This window comes from Streptomyces platensis, from assembly GCF_008704855.1.
Lineage (GTDB): Bacteria > Actinomycetota > Actinomycetes > Streptomycetales > Streptomycetaceae > Streptomyces > Streptomyces platensis.
This window is the reverse complement of record NZ_CP023691.1, coordinates 3070786-3093245: the sequence shown is the minus strand read 5'-3', so window position 1 is coordinate 3093245 and position 22460 is coordinate 3070786. Positions and strand designations below refer to the sequence as shown.

Genomic DNA, 22460 nt, shown 5'->3' with positions numbered 1-22460 from the left:
CCATGGGCCGCGCGCGGCTCGCCCGGCTGCACGGCGTCGCCACGTCGTACGCACCCTCGCCGGGCACGAGCGTCCAGATCGCCGGCGACACCGTCGTCGCCGTGCTCGCCGCATTAGGAGTCGATGCCTCGACCCCGCACGCCGTACGCGCCGCCCTGGCCGCGTACGAGGACGACGCGCGCCGTGCCCTGCTCCCCCGCACCGTCGTCGCCCGGCCGGACCGGCCACCCGACCTCGCGCGTCTCCCCGAAGGCACCGTCCTCCGGGTCGAGACCGGGGACGGGGAGGCGGCGGACCTGGGCGCGCCCGATCCGGCGGCGCTCGCCCGGCTGCCCCTGGGTGTCCACGTCCTGGAGGCCCGGGCCCCCGGCGGCCGCACCGCCCGCGCCCCGCTGATCGTCGCGCCCGACCGGGTGCCCGCACCCCCGGGCCGCAGCCACGGCTTTCTGGTGCAGCTCTACTCGCTGCTGTCCCGGCGGTCCTGGGGCATGGGCGACCTCGGGGACCTCGCCGATCTCGCCGCCTGGTCCGGGCGCGCCCTGGGCACCGGCTTCCTCCAGCTCAACCCGCTGCACGCGGCCGTCCCCGGCCCGCCCACCGACCCGTCGCCGTACCGGCCCTCCTCGCGCCGCTTCCCCGACCCGGTCCACCTGCGGATCGAGCACATCCCGGAGTACGCCCACCTCACCGGCGCCGCGCGCTTACGGGCCGACGAGCTGGCCGCCCGCGCCGAAGCGCTCCGTTCCGAGGTGCTCGAACGGGGCGCGCTGATCGACCGGGACGCGGTCTGGGCGCTCAAGCGGGAGGCGCTGGAGCTGCTGTGGGCGGTGCCGCTCAGCCCGGGCCGGCGGGCCGCGTACTGCGACTTCCTCGCCGAGCAGGGCCAGGCGCTGGAGGATCACGCCATCTGGTGCGCGCTCGCCGAGCGGCACGGCACCGACTGGCGCGGCTGGCCCGCCGAGCTGCGCGATCCACGGTCCCCGGGCACCGCCCGGCTGCGGCACCGGCTGCTGGACCGGATCGACTTCCACTGCCGGCTGGCCTGGCTCACCGACCAGCAGCTGGCCGCCGCGCAACGGGCCGCGCGGGACGCCGGGATGGCCGTCGGGCTGGTGCACGACCTCGCCGTCGGCGTCCACCCCTCCGGCGCCGACACCTGGGCACAGCAGGACGCCTTCGCCGCCGGTATGTCCATCGGGGCGCCGCCGGACGCCTTCAACGCCCGCGGCCAGGACTGGGGCCTGCCGCCCTGGCGCCCCGACGCGCTGGCCGCCGCGGGCTACGCCCCCTACCGGGAGCTGCTGCGCGGCCTGCTGCGGCACGCCGGGGCGCTGCGGATCGACCATGTGATGGGGCTGTTCCGGCTGTGGTGGGTCCCGGAGGGCCGGTCGCCGACGGAGGGCGCCTATGTCCGCTACGACGGCGAGGCGATGCTCTCCGTACTGGCCCTGGAGGCGCAGCGGGCCGGAGCAGCGGTGATCGGGGAGGATCTGGGCACCGTCGAGCCGGGCGTCCGCGAGGCGCTCGCCGCGCGGGGCGTGCTGGGGACGTCGGTGCTGTGGTTCGAGCGGGACTACGGGAACGGGGAGCGGGAAGCGGAGGACGGGGCGGCGCGGACCGCCGCGTCCGACGGCCCCGGAGCGGCCCCGGCGCCGGAGGCGGTGGCCGGGAGCTCCGGCGCGGGCCCGGCGGGGGAGGGCGAAGCCGCCCCGGACGCCGCCCCCGCGTCCGGCGCCACGGCCCGCATCCTGGCGCCCGAGGAGTGGCGCGGCGCCTGTCTCGCCACCGTCACCACCCACGATCTGCCGACCACCGCGGCCCGGCTGACCGGCGAGGACGTGGCCCTGCGCGAACGGCTCGGGCTGCTCGCCGGGCCGCCGGAGCGGGAGCGTTCCCGCGCCACCCAGGAACGCGCCGAATGGCTGCGGGAGTTGGTGCGGCGCGGGCTGCTGCCCGAGGGGCCGGGCGACGAGGAGGCCGCGGTCAAGGCCGTCCACCGCTTTCTGCTGCGTACCCCGGCGCGGATGGTCGGCGTCTGGCTGCCGGACGCGGTGGGGGACCGGCGCCCGCAGAACCTCCCCGGGACATGGGACGAATACCCGAACTGGCGCCTGCCGATCGCCGGCCCCGACGGCCGCCCGCACACCCTCGAAGAGCTGGCCGCCTCGCCCCGACTGCATGCCCTGATGCGGGAGTTGTCGGACGGGTATCGCTAGGCCCGGTGCCGGGGCACGTCACCGTACGGGCGCGCAGCGGCGGGCACCTGGAGGACGCACGCGCACGGCACCGCCCTCGGGCACCGGCGGATTCTCGCGCTGTCACGGGCGGTGAGGGCGCCGGTTGTGCCACCCCGGGCGCGCGGGGCGCCGGGGCGTCCGATACGTTGACTTCGTGAGCAACAAGGTCAATAAGAATGTCCTGCGCGCCGGAACCATCACCGCCGGCACCGCGCTGATGCTGCTGATGTCGTCCCCCGCGTTTGCGCTCACCCGCGACGATGGTGACGACCCGGGTCAGGGTCTGAGTGTGATCGAGACGCTCGGCCTCTACGTCGCTTTGCCCATCGTTCTCTTCCTGGTCATCGCCGGGCTGGTCATGGTGGGCGACAAGTCCCACAAGCAGGCCGGGTCCAAGGGCTGACGCCGGGCACCAGTGACGCCGCAAGGGCGCCCATCGGTTACAAGAACCGATGGGCGCCCTTTGTCGTACCCGGATATTTCCGCAGGTGGAAAAGGGGTTGCGAGGTGGCTATCGCGCGATTTTCGGCCGGTTTGCGCGGGGGCCGTATTTAACCGGCCCTAACCTACGATGACGTAACCTACGCAGCCGTAGGTCAAACCTACGGTCCCGTAGGTCATCGTCCCCAGGAGTTCCCCCCGTGACCATTGCCCCCGCCCGCCATAACGGAGAGCTCGGCCATGCCGCCTGGAGCGACGCCCAGTTGCTCTACGCGCTCGAAGAGGTCGTCGAGAAGGAACTCAACCGCCATCTGCAGGTCGCCAAGGACTGGATGCCCCACGAGTACGTGCCGTGGAGCGACGGGCGTAACTTCCCCGGGCCGCTGGACGGCGACGCCTGGGACCCCGAGCAGTCCAAGGTCAGCGACATCGGCCGGATCGCCCTGGTGGTGAACCTCCTCACCGAGGACAACCTCCCCAGCTACCACCACGAGATCGCCACCCTCTTCGGCCGCGACGGCGCCTGGGGCACCTGGGTGCACCGCTGGACCGCCGAGGAGGGCCGGCACGGCATCGTGATGCGCGACTACCTGCTGACCAGCCGGGCCGTCGACCCGGACGAGCTGGAGCGGTTCCGCATGGCCCACATGTCGGAGGGCTTCGAGTCCGACAATTCGCACAGCATGCTGCACTCGGTGGCGTACGTCGCCTTCCAGGAGCTGGCCACCCGGATCTCGCACCGCAACACCGGCCACCACTCCGGTGACCCGGTCTGCGACCGGATGCTGGCCCGGATCGCCACCGACGAGAACCTCCACATGGTCTTCTACCGCAACCTCCTCGGTGCGGCCTTCGAGATGGCGCCCGACCAGACGATGTGCGCGGTACGCGATGTCGTCACCGGCTTCCGGATGCCCGGCCACGGGATGCCCGGCTTCGAGCGGTCCGCCGCCCGCATGGCCCTCGGCGGGATCTACAACCTGCGCATCCACCACGACGATGTGCTCCAGCCGGTGCTGCGCTTCCTGAAGGTGCTGGAGATCGGCGGGCTGGGCCCGGCCGGGCTGGCGGCGCAGGAGGAGCTGGGGCTGTTCATGGACGGCCTGGACGGTCAGGCGCGGAAGTTCGACGAGCGCCAGGCGGCCATCCTCGCCCGCCGCAAGGCCAACCGCGGCTGACGCGGTACGGCCGCTCCGCGTCACCGCCCACGGCGGCGGTGACCGGGGCGGCGGATGCGTACGCTGCCCGCATGGCCGACTGGGACCTCAAAAAGCTGCGTATCCTGCGCACCCTCCACGAGCTGGGCACGGTCACCGCGACCGCCGAGGCGCTGCACATGACGCCCTCGGCGGTCTCGCAGCAGCTGACCGGGCTGGCCAAGGCGCTCGGGGTGACGCTGCTGGAGGCGCAGGGCCGGCGGGTGCGGCTGACCGACGCCGCGGAGCTGGTGCTGCGGCACGCGGAGGCGGTCTTCGCCCAGCTGGAGCGTGCCGACGCGGAGCTGCTCGGCTACCTCCGGGGCGAGGCCGGCCAGGTGCGGGTCGGCGCCTTCTCCACCGCCATCCCCGCGCTGGTGGTCCCCGCCGTGCAGGAGCTGCGCCGTACGCACCCGGGGCTGTCGGTCGTCGTACGGGAGGCGGAGGCGGAGGCCGCGTACGAGCTGCTGGCGGAGGGCAGCGTGGATCTGGCGCTGTCGCTGGCCGCGCACGCCCCCACCGCGCGTGACCCCAAGTTCAGCCGGGCCGCGCTGCTCGCCGACCCGCTGGACGTGGCGCTGCCGGCCGGTCACCGGCTGGCCGCCGAGCCGGGGCTGCGGCTGGCCGATCTGGCGGGCGAGCCCTGGATCTTCGGCAGCAGCGGGCCCTGGTCGCAGATCACCACGGCCGCCTGCGAGAACGCCGGGTTCGTGCCCGAGCAGGCGCATGCCGCCGCCGACTGGAGCGCGATCTGGGCGATGGTCGCGGCGGGGATGGGGGTGGCGCTGGTGCCCCGGATGGCGATGGCGGGCGGCATCGGCGCCTTCGGGCGCGGGGGATCGCCGCCGGCCGGGCGCGGCGGCCCTGAGGGGGTCGCGCTGCGGGTGCTCTCCGGTGACCAGCCGCGCCGTCATGTGATCGCCGCCGTCCGGCGCGGCTCGGAAGGGGCGCCGGGACTGGCCCGGGTGCTGGCGGCGCTGCGGCAGGCGGCCGCCGCGCAGCCGCCGGAAGAGTAGACCGTTCAGTTCAGCTGAACGTATTCGTCGAAAACTTTCGATGGACCTGTGGGGTGCTGCGCTGCGACCGTGAAGTGGTCCGCACTTCCACCCATCGAAGGGCAGCGATGACCGCCAACCCGGCCGCCGACAGCACCGATCCGCACGCCAACGACGCCAGCCCGTACGGCGGCGGAGACCCCTACGCCGACTACCGCGGCGGGGACTTCCCCTTCACCTCGCTCGTCGACCTCGCCGACCGGCGCCTCGGTGCCGGGGTGATCGCCGCGAACGACGAGTTCTTCGCCGAGCGCGAGAATCTGCTGACGCCCACTCCGGCGGTCTTCGACCCCGAGCGCTTCGGCCACAAGGGCAAGATCATGGACGGCTGGGAGACCCGGCGCCGCCGCGGCACCGACGGCGACCACCCCTTCCCCACCGACGACGACCACGACTGGGCGCTGATCCGGCTCGCCGCCCCCGGCGTGATCCGCGGCATCATCGTCGACACCGCCCACTTCCGCGGCAACTACCCCCAGCAGGTCTCCGTCGAGGCCACCTCGCTGCCCGGGAGCCCCGGCCCCGAGGAGCTGCTCGCCGGGGACGTGAAGTGGGAGGAGCTGGTCCCGCGCACGCCCGTACGGGGCCACGCCGCCAACGGCTTCGAGGTCACCGCCGAGCGCCGCTTCACGCACCTGCGCCTCAAGCAGCACCCCGACGGCGGCATAGCCCGCCTCCGGGTGCACGGCGAGGTCGTACCGGACCCGGCCTGGCTCGATGTGCTCGGCACCCTCGACCTGGCGTCCGTCCTGCACGGCGGCACCGTCGAGGACGCCTCGGACCGCTTCTACTCCTCGCCCACCCAGATCATCCGGCCCGATCTCTCCCGCAAGATGGACGACGGCTGGGAGAACCGCCGCCGCCGGGTCAAGGGCACCCACGACTGGGTGCGCTTCCGCCTCGCCGCCCAGGGCGAGATCCGGGCGGTGGAGATCGACACCGCCTACCTCAAGGGCAACTCCGCGGGCTGGGCCGCCCTGTCCGGATGCGACGGAGACCCGGCCGACGAGGCCTCCTGGTTCGAGATCCTGCCGAAGACGAAGCTCCAGCCCGACACCCCGCACCGCTTCGCCCTGCCGGCGCCCGTCACTGCCACCCACATACGGCTGGACGTCTTCCCCGACGGCGGCCTCGCGCGGATGCGGCTGCACGGCGCCCTCACCGAAGCCGGCCGGGCCGCACTGGGCCGCCGCTTCCACGCCCTCAACGGCTGAGCCGCACCCCGTTTCCGCCGGGCCCCGCGGGAGGGGGCGGGGCCCGGCGGACCCCGGCCCGCCCGGCGGACGGAGCGCACCGGGCGCCCGCCCGCCGGGCGTCACCACCGGCCGTGGCGGCCGGTGTGCGACGGTCAGGCCGCCGCGTCGGCCTGCTGTGCCTTCAGCGCCCGCTCGATGCCGGCCCGCGACTCGGTCATCAGCCGGCGCAGCGCCGGAGTCGGCTCGGCCGAGGCCAGCCAGGCGTCCGTGGCGTCCAGGGTCTCCTGCGAGACCTGGAGCGCCGGGTAGTGGCCCACCACGATCTGCTGCGCCATCTCATGGCTGCGGGAGTTCCAGATGTCCTTCACCGCGGCGAAGTACTTCGCGGTGTACGGCGCCAGCAGCTCCCGCTGGTCCGGCTGGACGAAGCCGCCGATGACGGCCTCCTGAAGGGAGTTGGGGAGCTTGTCCGACTCCACGACCGAGGCCCAGGCCTCGGCCTTCGCCTCCGCCGTGGGACGCGCCGCGCGCGCCGTGGCGGCATGCCGCTCGCCCGCGGAGGTCTTGTCCCGCTCCAGCTCCGCCGCGATGGCCTTCTCGTCGGCCCGGCCGGCGGCCGCCAGCCGCTGGAGCAGCCCCCAGCGCAGCTCGGTGTCCACGGCGAGCCCGGGGATCTCCTCCGTACCGTCCAGCAGGCCCTGGAGCAGGTCCAGTTGAGCGTCCGTACGGGCCGAGGCGCCGAACGCGCGGGCCCACGCCAGCTGGTGGTCGCTGCCCGGCTCGGCCGCCCGCAGCTGCTCCAGCGCCGCCGCGGTCCAGGTCGCCAGACCCGTCTCGCGCCAGTCCGGCGCCGCGTACAGGTCCAGCGCCAGCTTCACCTGGCGGTGCAGCGACTGGACGACGCCGATGTCCGACTCCTTGCCGATGCCCGACAGCACCAGCGAGAGGTAGTCCCGGGCGGGCAGTTCGGCGTCCCGCGTCATGTCCCAGGCCGACGCCCAGGACAGCGCGCGCGGCAGCGACTCGGCGAAGTCGCCGAGGTGCTCGGTGACGACCTTCAGCGACTCCTCGTCCATCCGGACCTTGGCGTACGACAGATCGTCGTCGTTGAGCAGCAGGACGGCCGGCCGCTGCTTGCCCACCAGCTGCGGTACGGCGGTCAGCGCGCCGTCCACGTCCAGCTCGATCCGCTCGGTCCGCACCAGCTTGCCGTCCTGGAGCTCGTAGGCGCCGATCGCGATCCGGTGCGGCCGCAGCACCGGCTCGCCCTTGGCGCCGGCCGGCAGCGCCGGAGCCTCCTGCTTCACCGCGAAGGAGGTGATGACGCCCGCGCCGTCCACCTCGATCTCCGGCCGCAGGATGTTGATCCCGGCGGTCTCCAGCCACTTCTTCGACCAGGTCTTCAGATCCCGCCCGCTGGTCTCCTCCAGCGCGCCCAGCAGATCCGACAGCCGGGTGTTCTTGTAGGCGTGCGCCTTGAAGTAGGCCTGCACGCCCTGGAAGAACTCGTCCATGCCGACATAGGCGACCAGCTGCTTGAGGACGCTGGCGCCCTTGGCGTAGGTGATGCCGTCGAAGTTGACCAGGACGTCGTCGAGGTCATTGATCTCGGCCATGATCGGGTGGGTCGACGGCAGCTGGTCCTGCCGGTACGCCCAGGTCTTCATGGAGTTGGCGAACGTCGTCCACGAGTGCGGCCACTTCGAGCCCGGGGCGTAGGCCTGGCAGGCGATCGAGGTGTAGGTGGCGAACGACTCGTTCAGCCACAGGTCGTTCCACCACTCCATGGTGACCAGGTCGCCGAACCACATGTGCGCCAGCTCGTGCAGGATCGTCTCCGCGCGCACCTCGTACGCCGCGTCGGTCACCTTGGACCGGAAGACGTACTGGTCGCGGATGGTCACCGCACCCGCGTTCTCCATCGCGCCGGCATTGAACTCCGGCACGAAGAGCTGGTCGTACTTCGCGAACGGGTAGGCGTAGTCGAACTTCTCCTGGAACCACTCGAAGCCCTGCCGGGTGACCGCGAAGATCTCGTCGGCGTCCAGGTGCTCGGCCAGCGACGGCCGGCAGTAGATGCCCAGCGGGACCGTCCGCCCGTCCTTCTCATACGTGCTGTGCACGCTGTGGTACGGGCCGACGATCAGCGCGGTGATGTAGGTCGAGATCCGCGGGGTCGGCTCGAAGCGCCAGATGTTGTCGCTGGGCTCCGGCGTCGGCGAGTTGGAGATCACCGTCCAGCCCTCCGGGGCCTTCACGGTGAACTGGAACGTCGCCTTCAGGTCCGGCTGCTCGAAGGACGCGAACACCCGCCGGGCGTCCGGTACCTCGAACTGGGTGTACAGATAAGCCTGCTGGTCCACCGGGTCGACGAAACGGTGCAGTCCCTCACCGGTGTTGGTGTAGGCGCAGTCCGCCACGACCGTCAGCTCGTTACGGCCGGCCCGCAGCCCCGCCAGCGCGATCCGGGAGTCCTTGAACACCGCGCCCGGGTCCAGCGCCTCGCCGTTGAGCACCACTTCGTGCACGGCCGGGGCGACCAGATCGATGAAGGAGTCCGCGCCCGCCTCGGCGACGTCGAACCGCACCGTCGTCACGGACCGGTAGGTGCCTCCTGCGTTCCCGTCTTCGCCCGACCCGGAGGCGCCGCCCTCCTGCGCACCGGAGAGGTCGAGGTCGATCTCATACGCGTCCACGGTCAGCAGGCGCGCCCGCTCCTGCGCCTCGTCGCGGGTCAGATTTGTGCCAGGCACCGGGCCATCTCCTTCGTATGGGGCATCACATCGAACTCTTCGGCCATCCTTCCACGTGGTCCGGCCCCCGCGGGGTGGTGATCGAAGGAGTGCGCAGCAGCCGTGCCGCGGCCGGTTCCCGGGCGCTCCGGGGCACGCGCCGATCACCGCGTCCGATTCCCGCCAGCGCACGCCCGCGGCGCGGACGACGCTGGTCCCATGACGACCTACACCGCACTTCCCCTCCCTCCCGCCGCCCACAAGGAGCTCTGCACGACCGACGACGCCGGCCGGCCCGCCGAGCCGTTCACCGCCCGCGAGGACGGGGTGCCGCAGGACGCCGTCGGGTCGCTGCTGCGCTGCTGTCTGCGCGACGCCCGGCCCGGCGAGCGGATCGCCCTGGTCTCGTACGCGCCGCTGCGCCGCTGGGCGGCCGCGACCGGGGCGGCGCCCGGGGCGTATGACGAGCAGGGCCCGGTGTTCGTGCACGCCGAACCGTGCGGCGGGCCGGACGCCGCGGCCGGCCGGTATCCGGCCGTGCGGGCGGGCGCGCTGCGGGTGCTGCGCCGCTACAACGCCCGGGGGCAGATCACCGGCGGCCGGTACCTGGAGGTTCCCGGGGAGGCCGGGGCCGCGTTCGACGCCGCCCTCGGGGAGGCGTTCGCGGACCCGGAGACGGCACTGGTGCACGTCCGGGCCGTGGAGTACGGCTGCTTCCAGTTCGAGGTCCGGCGGCCCTGACACCGGAAACGGCGGGTGCCCGTACGGAGACTCCGTACGGGCACCCGCCGTCGTGCGGTGCTGCGGTCAGCCGCGCAGCTCCGCGGCGACCAGCTCCGCGATCTGCACGGCGTTCAGCGCCGCGCCCTTGCGGAGGTTGTCGTTGGAGACGAACAGCGCCAGGCCGTTCTCGGCGGTCTCGTCCTCGCGGATGCGGCCCACGAAGGACGCGTCCTGGCCGGCGGCCTGGAGCGGGGTGGGTACATCGGCGAGGGTGACGCCGGGGGCGCCGGCCAGCAGTTCCTGGGCCCGCGCGGGGCTGATCGGACGCGCGAAGCGGGCGTTGACCTGGAGCGAGTGGCCGGTGAAGACCGGGACGCGGACGCAGGTGCCGGACACCTTCAGGTCCGGGATCTCCAGGATCTTGCGGCTCTCGTTACGGAGCTTCTGCTCCTCGTCGGTCTCGTTCAGCCCGTCGTCGACGATCGCGCCGGCCATCGGCAGCACATTGAAGGCGATCGGGGCGACGTACTTGTCCGGCTCCGGGAACTCCACGGAGGCGCCGTCGTGCGTCAGCTTGGTGGCGTCCTGCTCGATGACCTTGCGGACCTGGCCGTCCAGCTCCTCCACACCGGCCAGACCGCTGCCGGAGACCGCCTGGTAGGTGGCGACGACCAGCGAGACCAGCCCGGCCTCGTCGTGCAGCGGACGCAGCACCGGCATCGCGGCCATGGTCGTGCAGTTCGGGTTGGCGATGATGCCCTTGGGCCGGTCCGTGATGGCCTGCGGGTTGACCTCGGAGACGACCAGCGGGACCTGGGGGTCACGGCGCCAGGCCGAGGAGTTGTCGATCACGACCGGGCCGGCGGCGGCGACCTTCTCCGCCAGCGCCTTGGACGTGGCGCCACCGGCCGAGAAGAGCACGATGTCCAGCCCGGAGAAGTCGGCGGTGGCCGCGTCCTCGATGGTGATCTCGGTGTCCTGCCAGGGCAGGGTGCGTCCGGCGGACCGGGACGAAGCGAACAGCCGCAGCTGCTCGACCGGGAAGTTCCGCTCGGCGAGAATGCCTCGCATCACGCCGCCGACCTGTCCGGTGGCTCCGACGATTCCGATCCTCATGGGACTCCTTCTTTCTGGCCTGGCTCGGGTGTCTGCTCGGAACACCTGCTCAGTAGTGCCTCCATCATGTGTGTGATACCCGTCGCCTTGTCCAATCCGTTCCATTCCGTGGAGCGCGGCGGACGCCGGGGCGCACGGTGTCAGGGGTGCGGGACCGCCGGCGGAATCAGGGCATCCAGGGCGCGGTCGAGGGCGCGCAGCAGCGCCTCGCGGTCGTCCGGTGCGTACAGCAGCCGCAGCGCCAGCCCGTCGGACAGCGCGATCACGGCGTCCGCGAGGACCAGGCACTCGGCTTCCGGCTCCGGGCCGCGGCCGTGCCCGGCGGCCGCCAGCCACCCGCCGAGGGCCGCCCGGACGTCCCGGTCGATCTGCCGGCGGATCGCGCCGAGCCCGGGGTGGTGGGCCGCACGGGTGGCGAAGGCCAGCTGAGCCGCGGCCTCGGCCCGGCGGCCGGCGTCCACGGGGAGGGTGGCGAGGACGAGGGCGCGCAGCGCCTCGCGCGGTGGCAGAGCGCTGTCGACGGCGGCCATCCGCTCCCCGAAGCGTTCCCCGGCCAGCTCGGCGGCGAAGGCCAGCATCTCGTCCTTGGTGCGGAAGTACTTCTGTACGGCGCCCGGTGAGCGGTCCGCCGCGGCGGCCACGGTGCGCACGCTGACCTCGTCCAGCCCCTGCTCGGAGGCCAGCCGCAGGACGGCGGCACCGATCTGCCGGCGCTGTTCGGCGCGGTCCACGGTCCTGGGCACGGTGTGCTGCTCCTCACTCCCGCCGGTCCGGCGGGCGCACGTTGTGTGCGTGCACCTTCAGGATACGGGTGTATTCCTTTTCTGGATACGACCGTATTCTCAAGATGGCGCGGGCGTCGGAGGCGGCGCCTGCCCGAAGGGGGCAGTGAGGGCGGAACGAAGTGATCACACCGGGCGGATCGCGGACCGGGAGCGGGATCGCAAGGAGCTGCGGGGGCGGGGGGCGCCGCGAGCCGGGCGGGACGTCCCGGTCGCGCCCGGGCCCGTCCGTCCGCCGGATGAACGTCCGGTGACCGGCTCTCGCCGCCCGGCACAGCGCCCAGTGGCCGTCCGGTGACGCGGAGATCCCTGTCCGGTGATGGGTTCTCCGCGTTGCGGTGGCGTTCACGTACCGGTCACTCCCGGTGCCAACCATCCAAGGTGACAGGGCAGTTGTGCTGCCCGGCCGCCTTTGCGTTCGCACCCGGGGAGCCCGCGTATGTCCCGTATACGGTCCGCCGCCACTCTCGACCGCCGTACGTTCCTCGCCGCCACCGGAGCCGTCGGTGCCGCCACCGGACTCGGGCTCGCCTTCGGCCCGGAACGGGCGGCGCAGGCCGCCACCGTCAGCCCCGGCCCGGCCCCGGCCGCGCCCGTACCGGTCGAGGCGCCCGCCGTCCCCCGCGTCCCCTATACCCGGGGCACCACCCTCGCCAGCGTGTCCGCGCCGCGCGGCAGCGGAGGCTACCGCCGGCTCGGCGACGGCCCCGCCTGGAACCGGGTGGTTCGCAGCGAGCTGGGCACCGCACACGGCGGGCGGGACGGCCGGCGGACCGCGCTGGCCTCGTTCGTGCAGTTCACCGACCTGCACCTGGTCGATGTGCAGAGCCCGCTGCGCTACGAGTACCTGCGCGCCGAGACCGCCAGCGCCTGGCGGCCGCAGGAGGCGCTGTCCGTGGCCGGGGTCGTCTCGCTGATCGAGCGGGTCAACGCGCTGCCCGGCGGGCCCGCCACCGGCGCCCCGCTGTCCTTCGTGATGACCACCGGCGACAACACCGACAACAACTCCAAGCTGGAGCTGGAGTGGTACCTGACCGCGATGAGCGGCGGAAAGATCACCCCCAACTCCGGCGACCGGCGCCGCTACGAGGGCGTCCAGGACAGCGGGCTCAAGCTGTACTGGCAGCCGGACAGCGCGGTCCGCGACGCCGACAAGAAGCTGGGCTTCCCGCGGCTGGACGGGTTCCTGGAGGCGGCGATCCGGACCGTCCACAGCCCCGGCCTGCGGCTGCCCTGGTACTCCACGGTCGGCAACCATGACTCGCTGCCCGGCGGCTGCTACGCGCCCGGTGACCCCTTCTGGACGCAGATCGCCACCGGCGAGCGCAAGCTGGAGACGCTGCCCGCCGCCGAGGCGGCGAAGGTGTGGAAAGCGGTCAAGGAAGGCCTCGACCCCAAGGGTGAGGACTTCAAGCGGCTGCTGACGTCACACGCCAAGCAGGCCCGGACGGTCACCCCCGATGAGCGGCGCGCGCCCTTCACCCGGACCGAATACCTGCGCGCCCACCTGGACCCGGCGCACACCGGCCCCGGCCCGCACGGCCACGGCTACACCGCCGCACACCTCGACGGGAACCGCCTCTACTACAGCTTCCGGATCTCCGACGACGTCCTCGGCATCAGCCTGGACACCACCGACCCCGGCGGCCACTACACCGGCTCGGTGGGCGACGCCCAGCTGCGCTGGCTGGAGCGGACCCTCAAGGACAACGAGAAGGGCGAGAAGGCCCATGTGCTGGTCTTCAGCCACCACACCAGCAAGACGATGAACAACACCCGCCCCGACCCGGCCCGGCCGCAGGAGAAGCGGCACACCGGAGCGGAGCTGGTCGAGGTGCTGGCCGCGCACCCCGGCGTCGTCGGCTGGATCAACGGCCACAGCCACAAGAACGAGATCATCGCGCACGACGGCTTCTGGGAGATCTCCACCGCCTCGCACATCGACTTCCCGCAACTGGCGCGGGTCATCGAGCTGGTGGACAACCACGACGGCACGCTGTCGCTGTTCACCACCCTGATCGAGTCGGCCGCCCCGCACCGCACGGACTTCTCCGACCTCTCGCAGACCGGCCTGGCCGCGCTCTACCGCGAGCTGTCCTTCAACGCGCCCCAGGCCCGTACGGACCTGGCGGGCACGGCCGGGGACCGCAACGTCGAGCTGCTGCTCAAGCGCTGACGGGCTAGCGCGGCAGCACCACCACATACGCACCCGGCTCCCGGTCCCCGGCGGCCATCAGGGCCGTACGGACCACCGCGGCCTGCTGCTCCGGGGACTGCCGCAGGGTGCGGGGCAGACAGCGGACCACGGTGATGCCCAGCCGCTCCAGATGCTCGCGCTTCTGGAAGAACGGGGAGTGCAGCGGGTCCTCCTCGGCGCGCGGCGCCCGGGTGTCGATCTCCAGGGCCACCGAGTGCTCCGGCCAGAAGGCGTCCACACCGCCCAGCTGCGGCCCGCCCGGCAGCCGCAGATCGACGTTCCACAGCGGGTCGGGCAGCCCGTGCGCACGCACCATGGCGTACAGCTGCTGCTCGGCCAGCGCCCGACCCTCGGCCAGCAGGGTGTCCACCGCGTCGACCACATGCGGCCGGGTCAGCAGCCGGGCCCGGCTCAGCTCCCGCACCACCGCGCTCGCCTCGCAGTGGCCGCCGCGTACCGCCTCGGTCAGCAGCCGGCGCACCGTCGCGGCGTCGGTGAGCGTGCCGATCGCATCGGCCAGCGCCCGCGGCACCGGCGCGACCGGCACCCCGGTGCGGTCCTGGGGGACGGGCAGTTCCACCGCCCGCAGGATCCGCGCGAAGCCGGTCGAGCGCAGCCGCCGGGTGCGGGAGACCAGCACCTCGATGCGGTTCAGGGCGAGCAGCGGGGGCGCCTCGGTGAAGCCGTGCAGGGCCAGCGCCGCCAGGCCCGTGATCATCGCCTCCGGGGCGTCCCCCGACGGGCCGGTTTGCCGGGGGACGCCCGGCCCCCGGTGACTGGCGTACAGCAGGACCGCGTGCAGCCGCTCCTCGCTGGTGGGCGGTCCCGGGTGCAGCAGATAGATGCCCGGGAGCACCTGCTGCCAGCCGCCGCCGGGGCGGCAGCGTTCGGTGGTCTCCGCCGCGGGGATGCCGTGCTCGCGCAGCTGACGGGTGGTCATCACCCGGCAGCGGGAGGCGGTCAGGTGCTGGAGGGGGAGGGGGGAGAGCGGGGTGTCGTGGTTCATGACGGGTCGATTCCCGTCCCCGCTCCGCCCCCTAACCGCTGTTACACGCCCGTACCACAAACCGGACAACCCTGTACTAAAGTACGGGCGTTCGACTGCCGAATGAGGCTGGTCGGCACGGGGGTTACGGCCGCCCCCCGGCCGCCTCGTCACAAGCCTGTGCCCGCAGCGCCCGGGCCAGATCGTCCCGCTCCTCCAGCACCAGCCGGCGCAGCGCCGGCGCCGCCTGCGCGTGCTCCGCCAGCCAGCGGTCCGCCGCCTCCAGTGTGGACGGCTCCACCAGCGAGGCCGGGAAGAGCCCGCGCACCACATCCATCGCGATCTCGATGGACCGCTCCCGCCACACCCGCTCGATCTCCGCGAAGTAGCGCGGGGCGTACGGGGCCAGCAGTTCCCGCTGTCCCGGCTGCGCGAACCCGGCGATCGACGCCTCCACCAGGGCGTTGGAGAGCGCGTCGGAGTCCACCACGTCCGCCCACACCTGCGCCTTGACCCCGGCCGAGGGGCGGGCGGCCAGACAGCGCACCTGGTGGCGCTTGCCGGACGCGGTGTCGTCCCGGGCCAGTTCGGCGGCGAGCGCCGCCTCGTCCGCGACGCCGTGGGCGGCCAGCGGCTCCAGCAGGGTCCAGCGCAGCTCCTGGTCCACGTCCAGGCCGTCGATCTTCGCCGTACCGTCCAGCAGGCCCTGGAGCAGCTGGAGATCGGCGGGGGTGGTGGCGAGGGCGGCGAAGTGCCGGGCCCAGGTGAGCTGATGGCCGCTGCCGGGCTCCGCCAGCCGCAGCTCGTGCAGTGCGCCCTCGGCCAGCTCGCGCGCGGCGGGCTCCCGGCGGTCCGGCGCGGAGTAGTACTCCAGCGCCGTCTGGGCCTGCCCGTGCAGCGACTGGAGCACGCCGATGTCGGTCTCCTGGCCGGCGAACCGCCGCACCAGGCCGAGGTAGTCGCGGGCCGGCATCAGCCCGTCCCGGGTCAGCCCCCACAGCGCGGCCCAGCACAGCGCCCGCGCCATCGGGTCGGCCAGGTCGCCGAGCCGGGCCCGCAGGGTGGCCAGCGACCCCTCGTCGAAACGGACCTTGCAGTACGTCAGATCGTCGTCGTTGACCAGGATCAGCTCGGGCCGCTCGGCCCCGGCCAGCTCCGGCACGGCCGTCCGCGGCCCGGAGACATCCACCTCCGCGCGGGCGTAGCGCACCAGCGCCGGGTCGGTGCCCTGGCGCCGGTAGAGCCCCACCGCGACCCGGTGCGGCCGCAGCTCCGGCCGCTCCTCGGCGGCCTCCTGGAGGATGCTCAGCTCGGTGATCCGGTCCTGGGCGTCATAAGTGACCTGCGGGGTGAGGGAGTTGACGCCGGCGGTCTCCAGCCAGGCACGCGACCAGCTCGCCAGGTCCCGTCCGGACGTCTCCTCCAGGACCGTCAGCAGATCCGTCAGCCGGGTGTTGCCGTAGGCGTGCCGCTTGAAGTAGCGCCGGGCGCCCTCCAGGAACGCGTCCTGCCCCACGTACGCCACCAGCTGCTTGAGGACCGCGGCGCCCTTGGCGTAGGTGATGCCGTCGAAGTTGAGCTTGGCGTCCTCCAGGTCACGGATGTCGGCGGTGACCGGGTGGGTGGACGGCAGCTGGTCGGCGCGGTAGGCCCAGGACTTGCGGCGGTTGGCGAAGGTGATCCAGCTGTCCCGGAAGCGCGTCGCCTCCGCCAGCGCGAAGGCGCCCATGAAGTCCGCGTAGGACTCCTTGAGCCACAGGTCGTCCCACCACTCCATGGTGACCAGGTCGCCGAACCACATGTGCGCCATCTCGTGCAGGATGACGTTGGCCCGGCGCTCGTAGGACGCCTCGGTCACCTTGCCGCGGAAGATGAACTCCTCGCGGAAGGTGACACAGCCCGGGTTCTCCATCGCCCCGAGGTTGTACTCCGGGACGAAGGCGCTGTCGTACTTCCCGAACGGGTACGGGAAGTCGAAGTGATCGTGGAAGAAGTCCAGGCCCTGCTTGGTGACGGTGAAGACGTCGTCCGCGTCGAAGTGCTTCGCCAGCCCCTTGCGGCACAGCGCGCCCAGCGGGATCTCCAGCTCGCTGCCGTCCTCGAAGGTGCGGCGGTAGGTGTCGGAGACGAAGTGGTACGGGCCGGCGACCACGGCGGTGATGTACGTCGAGATCGGCTCGGTCGTCGCGAAACGGTGCCGGCCGCCCTCGGCCTCGCCCTCCTGCACGCCGTTGCTGACCACCACCCAGCCCTCGGGCGCGGTCACCTCGAAGGTGAACGGGGCCTTCAGATCGGGCTGTTCGAAGTTGGCGAAGACCCGGCGGGAGTCGGCCGGTTCGTACTGCGTGTAGAGGTAGACCTCTCCGTCCTCGGGGTCCACGAAGCGGTGCAGGCCCTCACCGGTCCGGCTGTAGGCGCACTGGGCGTCGACGACGAGGGTGTTCTCGGCGGCCAGCCCGTCCAGCGTGATCCGGGTGCCGTCGAACACCGTCCGGGGGTCCAGCTCCCGGCCGTTGAGGGTGACCGAGGTGACCGAGGGTGCCAGCAGGTCCGCGAAGGTCGAGGCGCCGGGCTCGGCGCAGCGGAAGCGGAGCGTCGTACGGGAGCGGAAGGTCGCGGCCGACGCGTCACCGGCGACCGCTGAGCGGACATCCAGCGCCACGTCGTAGGCGTCGACGCTGAGCAGCCGGCCCCGCTCACGTGCTTCGTCCCGGGACAGATTCTCACCTGGCACGACGTGACTCCTTCGTCCTCGTCTCGAATATCGAACACGGGGAATCATGGCACGCCCTCCCTTGGTTGAACCGTCCAGGAATAACACCGCCGACCGACGTGCACAGCCGTGAAGAGGAGACCCCGTGTCCGAGACCGCGAAGACCCCCGCAGACTTCTGGTTCGACCCGCTGTGCCCGTGGGCGTGGATGACCTCCCGCTGGATGCTGGAGGTGGAGAAGGTGCGCCCGGTCGAGGTGCGCTGGCATGTGATGAGCCTGGCGGTGCTGAATGAGGACAAGCTTGACCAGCTTCCGGAGGAGTACCGGGAGAACATGCGCCCCGGCGGCAAGGCCTGGGGCCCGGTCCGCGTGGTGATCGCCGCGCAGCAGCTGCACGGTGACGAGGCGGTCGGCAAGCTCTACACCGCGCTCGGCACCCGCTTCCACAATGAGGGCCTCGGCGTGAACCCCGAGAGCATCGCCGCCGCCCTGGAGGACGCCGGCCTGCCCGCCGACCTGATCGAGTACGCCGACAAGGACACATATGACGCGCAGCTGCGCGCCTCCCACAAGGAAGGCATCGACCTGGTCGGCCAGGAGGTCGGCACGCCCGTCATCGCCGTCCCCGGTCATGACGGCGAGCAGATCGCGTTCTTCGGCCCGGTCGTCACCCCGGCACCCAAGGGCGAGGAGGCCGCCAAGCTGTGGGACGGGACGCTGATGGTCGCGTCCATCCCCGGCTTCTACGAGATCAAGCGGACCCGGACGCAGGGACCGATTTTCGACTGAGACACCTGCGGCTGAGACACATGGGAGCGCCCCCGCACGTATCGGACGTGCGGGGGCGCTCCGTCAATCCGCCCGCCAAGCGAAAGGTGAGAAGACGATCACGAGGCGGGACGTCTGTAACGGTGTTACGGAGCCAGCAGCAGGTTGTTCGCGCGCTCCTGAGCGGAGCGATACCGCTTGGCGACGTCCTGCCAGTTCACGACCTGCCACATGGCCTCGATGAAGTCCACCTTCTGGTTCTTGTACTGGAGGTAGAAGGCGTGCTCCCAGGCGTCGAAGACCAGGATCGGGACCGAGCCCTGGCCGACGTTGCCCTGGTGGTCGTAGATCTGCTCGACGATCAGCCGGCCACTGACCGGCTCATAGGCGAGGACGCCCCAGCCGGAACCCTGGGTGGTGGCGGAGGCCTTCGTCAGCTGGGCCTTGAACTTCGCGAACGACCCGAAGGACTCGGCGATCGCATCGGCCAGCTCGCCCACACCGTCCTTGTCCAGCGGCTCGCCGCCACCGTCACCGGTCATGTTGTGCCAGTAGATGCTGTGCAGGATGTGGCCGGAGAGGTGGAACGCGAGGTTCTTCTCCAGGCCGTTGATGCTGCCCCACTGGTCCTTGTCGCGCGCCTCGGCGAGCTGCTCCAGGGTGTCGTTCGCACCCTTCACATAGGCAGCGTGGTGCTTGTCGTGGTGCAGCTCGATGATCTCGGGGCTGATGACCGGTGCCAGTGCCGCGTAGTCGTAGGGGAGTTCCGGAAGTGTGTAGGTCGCCATGCCGATCCCGCCTCCAAGCTGCTTAGGAGCAGTAGTTGCAAACAATGTGCAAGAGCACGCTATCAGCAGGAGTGATCACCGGCCGGTTGCGGTGACCGGCCTGGTCCCAAAGACGGAGGCGGGGCGGGACCTCGGATTGAGGTCCCGCCCCGCCTTGTGGGGAGTGGGGGAGTGCTACTCCTTGGCGAGGCCCGCGCCCCGGCCCAGCGCCCGCTGCCGGATCAGCCCGATCACCGTCAGCACCACGCCGAAGCCGCCGGTGAACAGCAGCTGGATGCGCTGGTTCTCATCGCGCAGCATCAGCAGCAGCACGGCGACGATGCCCGCCAGCGCCACCCAGGTCAGGACCGGGAAGGCCCACATCTTCACCACGAGCTTCTCGGGCGCCTCGCGCTCCAGCATCCGGCGCATCCGCAGCTGGGCGGCGGCGATGAAGCCCCACACCACCAGGACGGCCGCGCCGACCATGTTCAGCAGCCACTGGAAGAGGGTGTCCGGCCACAGGAAGCTCAGCACCACCGCGAAGAACCCGAAGGCGGCGCACAGCAGGACGGCGCGGCGCGGGACGCCCCCGCTGACCTTGCCGAGGAAGGCCGGGCCCTGGCCGCGGGAGATCAGCGAGTACGCCATCCGGGAGGCGCCGTAGAGGTTGGCGTTCACCGCGGAGAGCAGGGCGACCAGGATGACGACGTTCATGACCTGGCCGGCCGCCGGGATCTTGAGGTAGTCCAGCACCGCCACGTACGGGCCGCTCTTGGCGATCGAGGGGGCACTCCAGGGGATGACCGTGACGATGACGGCCATCGAGCCGACGTAGAAGAGGGCGATCCGCCACATCGCGGTGCGCACCGCGCTCGCCACACCGCGGACCGGGTCCTTGGACTCGGCGGCCGCGATGGTCACCGTCTCCAGACCGCCGTAGGCGAACACCGAGGCCAGCAGACCGACCATCAGGCCGTCGACGCCCTTGGGCAGGAAGCCGCCGTCACCGGTGAGGTGCGTGGTGCCGGGCGCGGAGGTGCCGGGCAGCAGACCGAAGATGGCCAGCAGGCCCAGGACCAGGAAGATGCCGATCGCCGCGACCTTCAGGGCGGCGAACCAGAACTCGAACTCACCGAAGTTGCTGACCGCGGCCAGGTTGGTCCCGGTGAAGATCACCATGAACAGCAGGACCCACATCCAGGGCTCGGAGCCCGGGAACCACTGGAGCATGACATCCGCGGCACCCATCGCCTCGGCGGCCACCGCCACACACAGCAGCGCGGTGAACATCCAGCCGACCGTGAACCCGGCCCAGGAGCCTATGGAGCGCTCGGCGTGCACGGAGAAGGAGCCGGAGGCCGGATTGGCCGCGGCCATCTCGCCGAGCATCCGCATGATCAGCATGACCAGGGCGCCGGAGACGGCGTAGGCCAGCACGATCGACGGACCGGCGGCCGCGATGCCCTCGCGCGAGCCGACGAACAGGCCCGCGCCGATCACCCCGCCCAGGGCGATCATCGAGAGGTGGCGCTGCTTGAGTCCGTTGGACAGCGTGGAGCCGCTGTCGGGGCCCGCGCCCTGAACCGCGTCGGTCTGCTCGCGCGCGGCGGCGGCGGACGAGGGTGTCCGATTCATGTCGTACCTGTCCCAGTAGGTGAGAGCGGAGCAAGGCGATACTGCGTTCTCCCGGGGCCGCGACCGGTGCGACGGTGCTGCCGGGCCCCCTGGACCCCCGCCGGGCAGCAGGTCGCGAAGGGCCTGCCGACGGCACAACTCCGGGGTCCTCGGCAAAGCGGGCTCAGTTTGAGCGCCGGTGTCCGCTCAGGGCAACAGTTGTGCAGCGAATGTTCGGTATTCAGACGTGATCGTGACGGTGTGTGTCTGATTCATCGTCGGATACGACACGGCGTGACCGCCGGCGCCGGGGGAGTCAGCGCCGGGCGCGGCGCGCGCGGAGTTCCCGGACGCCCGCGACGAGCAGCACCGCGCCGGTCGCCCCGGCCGACCACAGCAGCTGCGGCCGGGCCGTGTCATCGGTCAGCATCAGCACCAGCACACCGCCCATGGCGAGCAGCGCCGCCCAGGTCAGATACGGGAACGCCCACATCCGCAGGGTCAGCTTCCCGGGCTCCTCGCGTTCGATACGCGGACGCAGCCGCAGCTGGGAGACCGCGATCAGCCCCCACACGAACAGCAGCACCGCACCGACCGCGTTGAGCATGTACAGGAAGACCGAATCCGGCCATTTCAGATTCAGCAGCACGGAGACGAACCCGAAGGCCACCGACGCCAGCACGGCCCGGCGCGGCACCCCGCCGTTGGACACCTTCAGCAGCGCGCGCGGCGCCTCCCCGCGCTCGGCGAGCGAGAAGACCATCCGTGACGAGCCGTAGAGATTGGCGTTCAGCGCGGAGAGCAGCGCCACGAACACCACGATGTTCATGATCTGGCCGGCGCCCGGCACCCCGATGCTGTCCAGCACCGCGACGTACGGGCTCTTGCCCGGCTGCATCGACGACCAGGGCAGCAGCGTCACGATGACCAGCATCGAGCCGACGTAGAAGAACAGGATCCGCCAGACCGCGCTGCGCACCGCCCGGCCCACGGCGCGCACCGGATCGTCCGACTCGGCCGCGGCGATGGTGACGACCTCCAGGCCGCCGAACGCGAACACCACCGCGAGGACACCGGAGATCACCCCGCTCCAGCCGTGCGGCAGCAGACCGCCGTGCCCGGTGAGGTTCGCCAGGCCGACCGGCTCGGTGTCCGGCAGCACGCCGAAGACCGCCAGCAGGCTCAGCGTCAGGAACAGCACGATCGCGGTGACCTTCAGCGCCGCGAACCAGAACTCGAACTCACCGAAGTTCTTCACCGCGGACAGGTTGGCCACGGTGAAGACGATCATGAAGAGCAGCACCCAGCCCCACTGCGGCACCGCCGGCACCCAGCCGTGGGCGATCTGCGCCGCCCCGGTGGCCTCCACGGCGAGCACCACGACCAGCAGGAACCAGTACAGCCAGCCCACACTGAACCCGGCCCAGCGCCCCAGCGCCCGCTCCGCATGCACCGAGAACGCACCGGAAGCCGGTATCGCCGCCGACATCTCGCCGAGCATCCGCATGACCAGCGTCGCCAGCGCGCCCGCGATCAGATACGACAGCACGATCCCCGGGCCGGCCACCGCGATCCCGGCGCCGGAGCCCACGAACAGGCCAGCGCCGATCACCCCGCCCAGGCCCAGCATCGTCAGATGGCGCTGCTTGAGCCCCGCGGACAGCGGCTCTTTCGCGCCGGTGCCCGCACCGAGGGCGGGCTCACCGGCTTGGGTCGTTGCGTCGTGCATGGACTCGTACTCTCGCAAGGGCCGAGGCGGCGGGGGCCGCCGGCGCGTTTGGGGGAACTCCACAGGTCACCGCGGGGCGGACACAGTGTCGCCGCACCCCGCGCGCTACCACAAAACCGGCCTCACAACGCGGCCAGGGCCGTGATGAGCATCACGTGACCTGCAAAGACGCCACGCGCCCCAACGGACCCGGGCAGGGTGGAAG

At 71.9% G+C, this 22460-nt stretch carries 16 protein-coding genes; 8 read left to right on the top strand and 8 right to left on the bottom strand.

What is annotated here, in order from left to right; translation table 11 throughout:
* Positions 1 to 2 precede the first annotated feature (2 nt).
* From malQ to alc, 5 genes are all read left to right on the top strand, one after another.
* Positions 3 to 2216 carry a 4-alpha-glucanotransferase gene (gene malQ, locus CP981_RS13580; protein WP_085925595.1) on the top strand — a complete coding sequence of 738 codons (2214 nt, stop codon included), beginning with the start codon at positions 3 to 5 and terminating at the stop codon, positions 2214 to 2216.
* Positions 2217 to 2391: 175 nt separating this feature from the next.
* Positions 2392 to 2640, top strand: coding sequence for a hypothetical protein (locus tag CP981_RS13575; RefSeq protein WP_085925596.1), 249 nt, complete (start codon positions 2392 to 2394; stop codon positions 2638 to 2640).
* A gap of 238 nt (positions 2641 to 2878) precedes the next feature.
* Positions 2879 to 3856 (top strand): acyl-ACP desaturase, encoded by a 978-nt coding sequence (locus CP981_RS13570; protein ID WP_085925597.1) that lies wholly within the window; start codon positions 2879 to 2881, stop codon positions 3854 to 3856.
* 71 nt (positions 3857 to 3927) lie between these two features.
* Positions 3928 to 4890 (top strand): LysR family transcriptional regulator, encoded by a 963-nt coding sequence (locus CP981_RS13565; RefSeq protein ID WP_085925598.1) that lies wholly within the window; start codon positions 3928 to 3930, stop codon positions 4888 to 4890.
* A 107-nt stretch (positions 4891 to 4997) separates the two neighbouring features.
* The gene (alc, locus tag CP981_RS13560) at positions 4998 to 6143 is read left to right on the top strand and encodes an allantoicase (RefSeq protein WP_085925599.1); all 1146 of its coding nucleotides are present in this window, start codon (positions 4998 to 5000) and stop codon (positions 6141 to 6143) included.
* 134 nt (positions 6144 to 6277) lie between these two features.
* On the opposite strand, the gene pepN (CP981_RS13555) is transcribed toward alc, so the two are convergent.
* Positions 6278 to 8878: an aminopeptidase N gene (gene pepN / locus CP981_RS13555; protein WP_085925600.1), complete on the bottom strand. Its 2601-nt coding sequence runs from the start codon at positions 8876 to 8878 to the stop codon at positions 6278 to 6280.
* 198 nt (positions 8879 to 9076) lie between these two features.
* Between pepN (CP981_RS13555) and CP981_RS13550 the strand changes: the two genes are divergently transcribed.
* Positions 9077 to 9598 carry a DUF1203 domain-containing protein gene (locus tag CP981_RS13550; protein WP_085925601.1) on the top strand — a complete coding sequence of 174 codons (522 nt, stop codon included), beginning with the start codon at positions 9077 to 9079 and terminating at the stop codon, positions 9596 to 9598.
* A 66-nt stretch (positions 9599 to 9664) separates the two neighbouring features.
* Here the strand turns inward: CP981_RS13550 and CP981_RS13545 are convergent, their stop codons facing one another.
* Both CP981_RS13545 and CP981_RS13540 read right to left on the bottom strand, forming a co-directional pair.
* Positions 9665 to 10696, bottom strand: a complete 1032-nt coding sequence (locus tag CP981_RS13545) for an aspartate-semialdehyde dehydrogenase (protein WP_085925602.1) — start codon at positions 10694 to 10696, stop codon at positions 9665 to 9667.
* Between the two features lie 140 nt (positions 10697 to 10836).
* Positions 10837 to 11439, bottom strand: a complete 603-nt coding sequence (locus CP981_RS13540; RefSeq protein ID WP_244329647.1) for a TetR/AcrR family transcriptional regulator — start codon at positions 11437 to 11439, stop codon at positions 10837 to 10839.
* A gap of 478 nt (positions 11440 to 11917) precedes the next feature.
* On the opposite strand from CP981_RS13540, the gene CP981_RS13535 reads away from it, so the two are divergent.
* Positions 11918 to 13654 (top strand): TIGR03767 family metallophosphoesterase, encoded by a 1737-nt coding sequence (locus CP981_RS13535; RefSeq protein ID WP_085925604.1) that lies wholly within the window; start codon positions 11918 to 11920, stop codon positions 13652 to 13654.
* Between the two features lie 4 nt (positions 13655 to 13658).
* Here CP981_RS13535 and CP981_RS13530 read toward each other — a convergent pair whose 3' ends face one another.
* A complete protein-coding gene (locus tag CP981_RS13530) occupies positions 13659 to 14681 on the bottom strand; it encodes a hypothetical protein (protein WP_085925605.1) in 1023 nt (340 codons plus the stop codon).
* 124 nt (positions 14682 to 14805) lie between these two features.
* Complete coding sequence (pepN, locus tag CP981_RS13525; protein WP_085925606.1) at positions 14806 to 17394, bottom strand: aminopeptidase N; 2589 nt, start codon at positions 17392 to 17394, stop codon at positions 14806 to 14808.
* A 124-nt stretch (positions 17395 to 17518) separates the two neighbouring features.
* On the opposite strand from pepN (CP981_RS13525), the gene CP981_RS13520 reads away from it, so the two are divergent.
* Positions 17519 to 18163 carry a mycothiol-dependent nitroreductase Rv2466c family protein gene (locus tag CP981_RS13520; protein ID WP_085925607.1) on the top strand — a complete coding sequence of 215 codons (645 nt, stop codon included), beginning with the start codon at positions 17519 to 17521 and terminating at the stop codon, positions 18161 to 18163.
* Between the two features lie 125 nt (positions 18164 to 18288).
* Here the strand turns inward: CP981_RS13520 and CP981_RS13515 are convergent, their stop codons facing one another.
* From CP981_RS13515 to CP981_RS13505, 3 genes are all read right to left on the bottom strand, one after another.
* Positions 18289 to 18930 carry a superoxide dismutase gene (locus tag CP981_RS13515; protein ID WP_085925608.1) on the bottom strand — a complete coding sequence of 214 codons (642 nt, stop codon included), beginning with the start codon at positions 18928 to 18930 and terminating at the stop codon, positions 18289 to 18291.
* 174 nt (positions 18931 to 19104) lie between these two features.
* On the bottom strand, positions 19105 to 20547 hold the full coding sequence (locus tag CP981_RS13510) for an amino acid permease (protein WP_085925609.1): 1443 nt from the start codon (positions 20545 to 20547) through the stop codon (positions 19105 to 19107).
* 295 nt (positions 20548 to 20842) lie between these two features.
* Positions 20843 to 22255, bottom strand: a complete 1413-nt coding sequence (locus CP981_RS13505; protein WP_085925610.1) for an amino acid permease — start codon at positions 22253 to 22255, stop codon at positions 20843 to 20845.
* Between the last annotated feature and the right edge of the window lie 205 nt (positions 22256 to 22460).